This window comes from Flavobacterium sp. AC267 (assembly GCF_979258715.1).
Map to the genome: position 1 here is coordinate 957,387 of NZ_OZ409875.1, position 10,983 is coordinate 968,369.

The 10,983-nt window shown below is 34.3% G+C and carries 6 protein-coding genes and 3 pseudogenes; 2 read left to right on the forward strand and 7 right to left on the reverse strand.

Going from position 1 to position 10,983, the window contains the following annotated elements; genetic code table 11:
• Positions 1-1,639, forward strand: a pseudogene (locus ACZZ95_RS05065) (S41 family peptidase).
• A gap of 3 nt (positions 1,640-1,642) precedes the next feature.
• Positions 1,643-2,446: an OmpA family protein gene (locus ACZZ95_RS05070; RefSeq protein WP_463468258.1), complete on the forward strand. Its 804-nt coding sequence runs from the start codon at positions 1,643-1,645 to the stop codon at positions 2,444-2,446.
• A 34-nt stretch (positions 2,447-2,480) separates the two neighbouring features.
• On the opposite strand, the gene ACZZ95_RS05075 is transcribed toward ACZZ95_RS05070, so the two are convergent.
• The 7 genes and pseudogenes from ACZZ95_RS05075 to ACZZ95_RS05105 all read right to left on the reverse strand — a co-directional run bounded on the left by ACZZ95_RS05075 (position 2,481) and on the right by ACZZ95_RS05105 (position 10,964).
• On the reverse strand, positions 2,481-2,924 hold the full coding sequence (locus tag ACZZ95_RS05075) for a GNAT family N-acetyltransferase (RefSeq protein WP_463468259.1): 444 nt from the start codon (positions 2,922-2,924) through the stop codon (positions 2,481-2,483).
• A gap of 182 nt (positions 2,925-3,106) precedes the next feature.
• Positions 3,107-3,763, reverse strand: coding sequence for a DUF1579 domain-containing protein (locus ACZZ95_RS05080; RefSeq protein ID WP_463468260.1), 657 nt, complete (start codon positions 3,761-3,763; stop codon positions 3,107-3,109).
• Between the two features lie 156 nt (positions 3,764-3,919).
• A pseudogene (locus ACZZ95_RS05085) lies at positions 3,920-4,889 on the reverse strand (DUF4837 family protein).
• A 411-nt stretch (positions 4,890-5,300) separates the two neighbouring features.
• Positions 5,301-6,752, reverse strand: coding sequence for a lytic transglycosylase domain-containing protein (locus ACZZ95_RS05090; protein WP_463468261.1), 1,452 nt, complete (start codon positions 6,750-6,752; stop codon positions 5,301-5,303).
• A 110-nt stretch (positions 6,753-6,862) separates the two neighbouring features.
• A pseudogene (locus ACZZ95_RS05095) lies at positions 6,863-8,052 on the reverse strand (phosphoglycerate kinase).
• A gap of 157 nt (positions 8,053-8,209) precedes the next feature.
• Entirely contained in the window at positions 8,210-9,190 is a 981-nt protein-coding gene (locus ACZZ95_RS05100) for a PorP/SprF family type IX secretion system membrane protein (protein WP_463468262.1), read from the reverse strand.
• A gap of 43 nt (positions 9,191-9,233) precedes the next feature.
• A complete protein-coding gene (locus tag ACZZ95_RS05105; protein ID WP_463471627.1) occupies positions 9,234-10,964 on the reverse strand; it encodes a T9SS type B sorting domain-containing protein in 1,731 nt (576 codons plus the stop codon).
• Positions 10,965-10,983 lie beyond the last annotated feature (19 nt).

A 10,983-nucleotide genomic window follows, 5' to 3' on the forward strand; every position in this document is an offset into this window, starting at 1 on the left:
ATGTATCCGTATTTCAAAAAGAAATTTATTATACCTGTCGTCATCTGCGGGAATGTTGTTTGTTGGAACCAGTTTTAAAGAAGATTTTTTTGAAATTGCCAAGCAGATCGAGATTTTTACCACTTTGTATAAAGCTGTAAACACCAATTATGTTGACGAAACCAATCCTGGTGATTTGATGGATAAAGCGATCAAAAGCATGTTGGGAAGTTTAGATCCGTATACGGTTTATTTTAACGAACAGGATGTCGTAAACTTTAAAATTAATAATACTGGAGAATATACAGGAATCGGCGCTTTGATTTCTAGAAAAAAAGATCGTTTGGTTGTTCGCGAACCTTATAAAAATTATCCAGCAGACAAAGCGGGACTAAAAGCCGGTGACGAAATTATTCAGATTGGCGATGTTTTGATTGCCGATTTTAAAGATGATGCTTCTCAATTGTTGAAAGGCACAAAAAATACTAAAATCAACATCAAATATCTTCGTCAGGGAAAACCATTTACTACAGTTTTGGTTTTAGATGAAGTGGATATTAAATCGGTTCCGTTTTACGGAAAAATCGATGATAAAACAGGATATATTGTTTTGGCGCATTTTAGCAGAAAAGCTTCAAATGAAGTAAAAGAGGCTCTTGAAAAATTGAAAGCAGACGGCGCGACACAGATTGTTCTCGATTTAAGAGGGAATCCTGGAGGCTTGTTAAACGAAGCTATCGATATCTGTAATTTATTTGTTCCAAAGAATGAGGTAATTGTAACTACAAAATCAAGAATCGAAAAGCATAATAATACATATAAAACTTCTAAAGAGCCTATTGATACACAGATTCCGTTGGCGATTTTAGTAAACGGAAGAAGTGCTTCGGCTTCAGAAATTGTTTCGGGTGCTTTACAGGATTTAGATCGTGCGGTTATTCTTGGAAGCAGAAGTTTTGGAAAAGGTTTGGTACAGCGTTCTGTTGACCTTACTTATGGAACGCAGTTAAAAGTTACTATTTCTAGATATTATACGCCATCTGGACGCCGCATTCAAGCATTGGATTACGCGCATAAAGACAAAAACGGAGTTGCCCAAAAAACCGATTCTAAGAACTTTAATGCTTTTAAAACCAGAAAAGGAAGAACAGTTTATGACGGCGACGGTGTTTTACCAGATATCGAATTGGATGAAACTAAAACTAGTGCCATTGCAACGGCCTTGTTAAGAAATGACGGCGTTTTTGATTATGCTACAACCTATTATTATAAAAACCCAAATCTTGGAGATAAAATCCCAACGATTACAGATGCTGATTATAGCGCTTTCAAACAATATTTGAAAACCAATAAAATCACATTTGATACGGAAACAGAAGTGGCTTTGAAAAACACTTTAGTCGCGGCTAAAAATGAAAAAATAGATGAAACCATTGTTCCTGAATATCAGCAGTTATTGGCGACTTTAGAAAAAAGCGAAACTACTTTATTGGATAAAAACCAAAAGGAAATCAAAAACATGATTCAGGAAGAATTGATTAAGAGATATCAATATCAAGAAGGTTTGTATCAGTTTTACATCAAAAACAATTCTGAGATTAAAAGAGCAGTTAATGTATTAAATAACCAGACAGAATATAAAACGATTTTAAAAATGTAGTGAATGAAGTTCCATCTTGCCATACTTCTTTTCTCATTTTATACAGTATCGGCACAGCAGGAACCTGTTGAAACTATTTATTTTGAATTTGATAAATATGATTTGACAGACAAACAGATCAATGTTGTTTCGGACTTTATAAAAAACATAGACACTTCTACGGTTGAGTCTATACAGATTTATGGCTATTGCGACGATCGCGGAACAGATCAATACAATTTTAGATTATCCAATAATCGAGCGGTTACTATTCAGAATCTTTTGGTTAGTTATGGTTTTAACCCAAATAAAATTATTATTCTAGAAGGAAAAGGACGCATCGTTGTAAAGGCAGATACTATTGAAAATCTGTATGAAACAAGATTGAAAAATCGGCGGGTTGATTTAATTGTTGTCAAAAAGAATAGTTTTGGAAAAGGGATTCATACTTCATTCAAAGGCAAGTTAAAAGTTGGCGATAAAGTTTATCTCGAATCAATTTTATTTGATATTGGTAGTGCTAAATTAACCCATCATGCCAAAAAAGAACTAGACAAAGTTGTTGTTACGCTTCTAAAGCATCAAAATCTTAAGTTTGAAATACGCGGTCATGTCTGCTGTACTCCAGAAATTTACAGCGACGGTATTGACAGAGATACCAAAGAAAGACGACTTTCGTGGAATCGCGCCAAAACTGTTTTTTATTATTTAATGAATAAAAAAATCTCCAAAAGCCGCATGACTTATGTTGGATGCGGCAATAAGTATCCGCTTAAAAGAGGAGATAATTACGATCGAAGGGTGGAGTTTTTGATTACTAGTCTTTAATGTTTTTTGCCGCAAAGGCACAAAGTTTTTAATTCTACTCTCGAATCATCTCAATATGCGGAATATCATCTTCCAAATACATTTCGCTTGTCTGTGTAAAACCGTGGCTTTCGTAGAATTTCTTTAAATACAATTGTGCGCCGATTGTTATTTTATCTTTTCCAAAGTTTGATTTAATACCGGCAATTGCTTCGCGCATTAAATCGTGTCCCCATTTTCTATCTCTGTAATTGGAATCTACAACTACTCTTCCTATCGAAGCATTATCAAATGAAATCCCAGCATCGAATAAACGAGAATATGCCACAATTTTGCCTTCAAACTCTCCAATTAAATGCGGCGCTTTCTTGTCTTTACCATCAAGATCTAAATAAACACAGTTTTGTTCGACTACAAAGATCTCACTTCTTAATTGGAGCAAATCATATAGCTCGTTTACATTTAACGCCTCAAAAGGCTTTATTTTCCATTTTAACATTTTAATAGTTTGTTTTGTTTTGTCGCAAAGGCACTAAGACGCTAAGTAAAAAGATGTCCTTGTAATTTACTTTGCAAAGTTATTATTTTGGAAAATATAAAAAGGCTCGAAGGCACAAATTTAAGTTTCATCTTGGAATTACATAAAACTTTGTGTCTTCGAGCCTTTTCAGAAAAAAAAAATTACTTTTTCTTCATTATAATCTCCATGCTTTTATATTCTGTTCCGTCTTTTGTATCGAACATTTCCATTTTACGAGTTGATGCATCAACAATTGTATAAACTTCTCTGTAAGCGACTTTTTTTCCTGTTACAGGGTCTACAACTTCACCCTTGTATTCTACGCTTTTTGAGCTTTCATTATACTTACCAACTCCAATCATCATTCCAGTTCCCATATTATCGATAAAAGTCGTCGTGTATTCTTTAGTAGCATTATTAAAAGCGACTGTACTTTTGCCTTCAAAAGGTGCGCCCATAATTTTTCCGACATAATTTGCTTCCTGATATCGTCCGCCTAGAATCATTTTAATGTTGGCGACTGAAGATGCTTTTTCTGGTTTGGCATTTGGTTCATACCAAAAAGTCATTTCGCAGTTCCAAGTTCCAACTTCATCTGCGAGTAATTTATGGGGATTTCCTGGTGTGGCATAATCTTGCCAAGCTTTTACGTAAGCCGCTGAATCTACAGGTTTTTCTGCAACTGATTCTTCAGCCATTGGTTCTTCGGTTTTAATGCTGTCTGAAACTTTTGTGGTTTCGGTTTCTGTCTTTACCTCTTTTTTACAGGATATAAAGCATAGCATAAACAATACTAATGTTGTGGTTACATTTTTCATAAGTCTTTGTTTTTGTGATTGTTAAAAAACAAAAGTAAGAAAAATAACAAGAGGTTTTGTTTCAGGTTTGTACTTTGTGTGAGGTAACTGCAAAGTCAGCAGAGATTTAAGCAAAGGACACAAATGTTATTTCAAAATTACTGGAGTTGGCGTCTTTTATCTTTTATCAATTTTAACCGACTTTATAATTGCTTCCAGCTCTAACATTAAATCACGTTCTTGATTTGAAGGTGAATAACAAAATCCTTCAATAACCAAAAGACGGTTATAGGTTTTGTCTACGATAGCATAATTGATAAATGGTCCAGCCATAAAATCATTCTTTAATTCCCAAGTTCCTTTGGTTTCAAAAGCATCTTTATTGTTTAAAATGACTTTTGAAAAATAAGGTGCATAGGCTTCACTTGTAATCATTTTGGTGTTGGGTTCACGCCCTTTTATGTAGCTTCCAACAGAATCACGCATGCGAACAATTGAATTTACAATGTCTTTTTTCTTTTGGAAATTACGTAACGGGATTTGATATATCAAAAGACTGGTATTCCCGCTGATGATTTCTTTTTTAAGCCAGATAAATTTTTTCTTGTGAAGCATGTATTCATATCCGGTAGGAATTTGTAGATCGATATGAAATTTATTTTTAATGATCGCCGGGTTTAGCGACTGATTTACTATTGTCTTCTTGAACTTTATGAATCTCTGCATCACGAATTTGTTTAATGATGTGAGGTGAATTTAATTCAATACTGCAAATAATATCATCTACAGATTTTCCGTAAATGCGAAAAGTATTGTGTGGTAAATCTTTGTTCCGAATGATTTCGAATTTTTCCGTGGCCGTTTTTTTAACCACGATAATGCTTCGGCTGTCGGTAACAAAACCTTCTAGAAGTCTTGCTGGATATTGATTGATGGTAAAAAGAGGTTCTTCTTGTGTGAGTCCAAGAACTGGCGAAGCAAATTTATTTCGAATACTATCACCTACTTCTCCATACCATAATTGATCATCGATAATGATCGAAATGGCGTTTGTTTTTCCTGAAACTGGATCGTTTTGCTTATCACCTTTAAAGCAGGAGATCAGGAAAAATGGAAGTAATAGAAATAAAAAATGGGTTTTATTCATTTTCTTAATTTATGAAATAAAACCCAAATTTAATAAGATTATTCTATTATCCGTTTATTTTAAGTTTCATTCCCGGTTTAATGTCTTCATCTTTAATGCCATTCCATTTTTTAATATCTGAAATTGTTACTCCAGGATATTTTTTAGAAATGCTGTATAAAGAGTCTCCTTTTTTAACGTAATAATCTTCGCCAATATTTTTAGAAACTGCTTTTTTCTTAAATGAATCAACCGAGTTTGATGCAATTGCTGTAGATACTGAAGCAGGTTCTTCTATAATTGGTGACGCTTTTGAAACAATAAGCGTTTTTCCTAAACCAATATTATTCGAAGTTAAATTGTTAAGTTCTTTTAACTCCGCAATAGTCGTACCGAATTTTTTAGCAATGTCGCCTAAATTGTCACCAGTCGCTACAACGTAGTCCTGATCAGCCGTTTTTGATTTTTCTTTATCGTCTGCACTGCGATTGCTTCTTCTCTTTTATCTATAATAGAATTTGATTTAGCAGGCGCTTCTTCAACCGATTTAATTTTAAGACTTCTGCCAATTGCAACGGCATTCGTTTTTAAATTATTCCATTTCTTTAATTCAGTAGTGCTCACATTATATTTTGATGCAATTGCTCCTAAATTGTCTCCTTTTCTAACTTTATAAAATTCATAATCGCTATTGTCAATTGTCGCAGGTTTTGTCGCTGGTTTAGCTTTTGGAGCATATTTTACAGCTAGTCTAGATGATGTTGATCTGTGTTCTGCATCATGCTTAACGTAAGCGTAAATTTGATCTTCGTTAGAAACGAATGTTGCTATTTTATCTTTAGGAAGACGAATAAAATGTTGTTCTCCTTGATAAAAAGGAACGACATTCATTTTATAAGATGGATTTAAAAGCTGAATCTGAGATTGCGGCATGTCTAGTAAGTCGGCAATCTGTTTGAAAGACATTTGATTTTTTACGCAGATAGTGTCTGTTTCGAAATTTTTAACAACTGCTCTTTCTGGATTAATTCCGTGTTCTTTATGATATTCAAAAAGATACATTGTAGCTAAGAAAGCAGGAACATAACCTTGAGTTTCTTTTGGAAGATAATTACGAATGTCCCAGTATTTGGTTTTTCCTCCAGAACGGCGAATTGCCTTAGTAACATTTCCTGGACCAGAGTTGTAAGATGCTAAAACTAGTTCCCAGTCACCAAAAATATTGAACATTTTGGTCATGTATTCAGAACATGCGACTGTAGCTTTAAGAGGGTCGCTTCTTTCATCGATATAAGAGTCAATTTTTAAAGCGTATTGTTTTCCGGTTCCGTACATAAACTGCCAAAGACCCGTGGCGCCCATTTTAGAAACTGCTTTAGGATTTAAAGCAGATTCTACAACGGCTAAATATTTTATTTCCAAAGGAACATTTTGTTTGGCAAAAGCTTCCTCGAAGATTGGGAAATAATATTCTGATAAAGCCATTAATCGAGAAAACGATTTTTTACGGTTCTTAAGAAATGACTTTATTATATTTTCTAAACCTTGATTGTATTCAATCTCAAAAGGTGATTTTTGATTCATTGCCGCTAAACGCTGTTTCAGCAGTTCGGTCGGCAATTCTTCATCGACAGTGACATCTTTGTTTATCGTTTGAATGTCTTTTGTTAAATCGTCGTAAATATCTAAACTTACTAATTCATTCATCCAAAGACTGTCAACTTTTGCGACTAATGGCTCTTTTTTGAATGTGCTTTTAATAGAATCTAAATACGACAACTTAATGTCTTGCTTAATTTCTCTAGAAAATTCTGCAGATTCCTGCGCGAACATCGATAAAGAGAATAAAGCTGTAACCACTAAGGATATTTTCTTTACAATCATATAACATTTTTTTAAAATTCTGTAACTCAAAGAATTATAGGAACTGTATTTTTGCAAATCTAAGCCCTTTATTGAAGAAAACTATGTAAAAAAATGTTAATTGTGATTTTTTAGTCTAAAATCGCGACGATTCCAGGTAAAACTTTCCCTTCTAACATCTCAAGCATAGCCCCGCCACCAGTGGAAACATAGCTCATTTTGTCTTCAAATCCGAATTGTTTTACTGCCGCAACAGAATCACCACCTCCAACTAATGAAAATGCTCCATTTTCAGTTGCTTCGGCAATATAATCTCCTAATGCGATGGTTCCTTTAGAGAAAGTTTCCATTTCGAAAACTCCTAATGGACCGTTCCAAAGAATCGTTTTAGACTCCAAAATTACTTTTTTGAAGTTTTCTAAAGATTTTGGACCTGCATCTAAACCTTGCCATCCGTCAGGAATTGCAGTTACATCTACAATCTGAGTATTTGCAGTGTTTGAGAAATCATCTGCAAGCAATAACATCAACAGGGATATGAACTTGAACGTTTTTCTCTTTTGCTAATCTTAAAATTTCAAGAGCTAGATCTAGTTTATCATCTTCGCAGATAGATTCACCAATTTTTCCTCCTTGTGCTTTAATGAAAGTAAAGGTCATTCCGCCTCCAATAATCATGTGATCTACTTTATCTAAGATATTTTCGATAACTGTGATTTTAGACGAAACTTTAGAACCTCCAAGAACCGCTGTAACAGGTTTTTCACTGTTATTAAGTACTTTATTTAAACTCTCAATTTCTTTAGCTAATAATGTTCCGAAACATTTCTCGTTTGGAAAAAATTGTGCAATAATTGTAGTTGATGCGTGTGCTCTGTGAGCTGTACCAAATGCATCGTTTACATAAATATCTCCAAGAGAAGCTAATTCTTTAGCGAAAGCTACATCTCCAGCTTCTTCTTCAGCGTGAAAACGTAAATTTTCTAATAATAATACTTCGCCTGGTTTTAAATCTTTTGCCGCAGTTTGAGCTGGTTCTCCAACACAGTCTTCAGCAAATTTTACCTCAACTCCTAAAATATCAGAAGCTGTTTTTAAAATATGTTTTAAAGAATATTTTTCTTCTACTCCTTTTGGTCTGCCTAAATGAGACATTAAGATCACACTTCCGCCTTGTGCTAAAATTGTGTCAATTGTTGGTTTTGCAAGCATCGATACGTGTTGTATCTGTAACATTAAAATTTTCATCCAACGGCACATTGAAGTCAACACGGATAATTGCTTTTTTATTTTTAAAATCGAAATCGTTTAAAGTTTTCATCTGCTAATTTTTTTAATTTTTTGAAAGAATAACAAATATAGAACTTTTACAGTACTCTAAATTTCAAAAAAGCAAAAATAATGCTTCAATAAAAACGAAAACGTTGTAAATTATGAAAACAAACAAATTAATTCTTAAAAATGATAAAATTACTTGCTTAATCGCGAACTGGACTCTGTGTACAAGGACAGTTACTGATAGATTGTAAGAAATCAAACCCGATTGTTATCGAATGTGTTCCTGAATTGTAGGTGCCTAAACCATTAAACATTAATTGATAAGAGTAGGCAAAATAGAATTTAGATTTCATAAAACCAGCCATAGGCCCCGCCGCTAATGGCTTTGGAAACTGGTCATTTAAGAAACGGTATGAAACTCCAATCCAATAGTAATCTTCGTAACGATTGTAACGTCTGTACTTAAAGTTAAAATCGGTTGTAGAACGCTGGTCACTTGCAAAGTACTGCAAGAAAACAGATGGTTCGTATTCGATTCTTCTGTTTTCACCATCTTTAAAAGTGAATCCAGAATACACCTGAAAGTTAGAAAGTAACTCTGGTTCAACTCCTCTAAACTTGTCTGTGTTTTTCTTTAAAACGTTGTTGGCATTAAAACTTAAATAAAAACCTTTGTTACGGTATAAAGCACTAATATCAAAGTTATTATTTGAATTGTAACGATTGTCTGTTATCGAAGGATCTAATGCAATTGGAACACCATTTACATCTCCAGTAAAGTTACCCGTTTCGATACGGAAACTGTTAAAGTTATAAGAGATACCTAATGACAGATATTGTTCTGAAGAATAATCTAAAATAAGGTGGTGTGCAAATGAAACTTTTGCTCCTGTTTGTCTTGTATTTCCGTTGCTGTCATTATAAAATGATAAACCAACTCCCGAACGATCTAAAACCCGAAAATCTGCATACAATGATTGGTTGTCTGGTGCGTCTTTAATTCCGACCCACTGCGTTAAACCATTGGCTCTAATACGGAGATTATCTCCAATACCGGCATAAGCAGGTGAAAGAATGAAAGGGTTATCAGCTAAATACTGGGTAAACACTGGTAGGTTTAACTCTTGGCTGTAACTTGTTGTTACAGCCATGAGTACTAAGGATAAAATAAACTTTTTCATTGTAATAAATTTTTTAGATAACATCATTGGGGCTATAATTTTGTTATCTGTATAAAGTGAAATGTCCAACAAATTCTCTTGGATCTTTCGGATCATTTAGTTTAAGAACATACCAGTAATCACCTGTTGGTAATTCATTTCCGTGGTATCTACCATCCCATTTTCCTCCTACACGATATTTACCAACTACTCTGCCGTATCTGTCATAAACATCGAATGTCAGATCTTTGTATGCTAATGCACCACAATCAGGACCAATAGTATTATTAGCACCGATACCATCTGGTGTAAAGTAATTTGGCATACAGAAGTCATAGAATGTACCTGGAACGTCTATTGTTGCCTCACAACCATTTCTGTCTCTTACGATCACTTTATAAACATCTGTTTTATAGATTCTATAGGTATTTGATGAAGAGAATGGTTCTCCATTGAAACTGTATTCGTAAGGAGCAACACCACCAGAAGCTTTAACTGATATCGTATTGATTTCACTGCTTTGGTTTGTTGTATCTACTAGAGTTACTGGATCTACTGCCGCTACTTCAAATAGTTCAGTAGACACTTCACATCCGTTTGTATGTCTTACTACCATGAAGTGAGGTCCAGGAGCAACATTTGTAAAGATGTTACTTGGCTGGAATGTTCCATTGTTATCAAGTGAGTAAGTTACATCCGCTGGATTATTAGAAGGATCAATTGTCACCACAACCATGTTTGCCTGTGCATTGTTCACACAGTCATAAGTTACTTCAATCGTAGGATTTAATGTAACTGGTAATCCCATCTCGATTGTAATTTCTTGAGAACATTGATTAGCATCTACGATGTAAACAATATGAGTTCCACCAGCAAGGTTAGAGAATACAAACTTAGTTTGTGTTGGATCTCCAACAGTAAATGGTCCGTTTTGATTATCTAAACTATAACTGTATGGCATTGTACCTCCAATTATATCAATTGCAAATTGAGCATCATGGTCACCTGCACAATGTTCTTCCTCTCTTAAAGTTAGATCTTCTGTAATTTCAATTGGATCAGGCTGTGTAATCTCTTGCTCATAATCTTGGTAGCATCCATTTTCGTCTTGAACTCTAATAATATAAATTCCTGGTCTTAAGTTTTGGAAAACATTGCTATCAAAGAATTGTTCGAAATTAGGAGCGATTGCATAAACATATCTTCCTGTTCCACCCACGGCATTAACCGTTATTTTACCATTGTTAAATCCTGAACAAGTAATATTAACTGCATCTAAAGTAGCTGTTAAAGCTTGTCCTGGTTCGCTGATCTCAATTATTTCAGATGGTTGTCTACAATCTAAACTTACTGCTGTTACTCTGTAGAATCCTATAGGTAAACCTGTAAACTCACCAGGATAAACTTGTGCTGGAGCAGGCGTAATTGGATTACCATTAACATCTGTTAATACATAAGTAAAGTTACCTAAACCACCTTTTGCAATAGCGGTAATTGTTCCTTTTACATCTCCAGTACATTGAATATCTGTATGGCTTAACGTTTCAAATATAATTGCTGGAACTGGCGCGAAAGTAATTCCGTTAGATTCTACACTTAAACATCCGTTAGAATCTCTTACATAATATTTGTATGTTACCGTCGCCGTAGTTCTTGGTAAATCAATTGTTACAATTGAAGTAAATGAGGTTGGATTATAGGTGATTCCGTCAACACTATAATAGTACGTACCACTTCCTCCAGTCGCAGTAAGAGTAACTCTTGGCGTAATTTGACAAGTTTCTGTTCTATCAATTGCTAAAGAAGCTTTAACT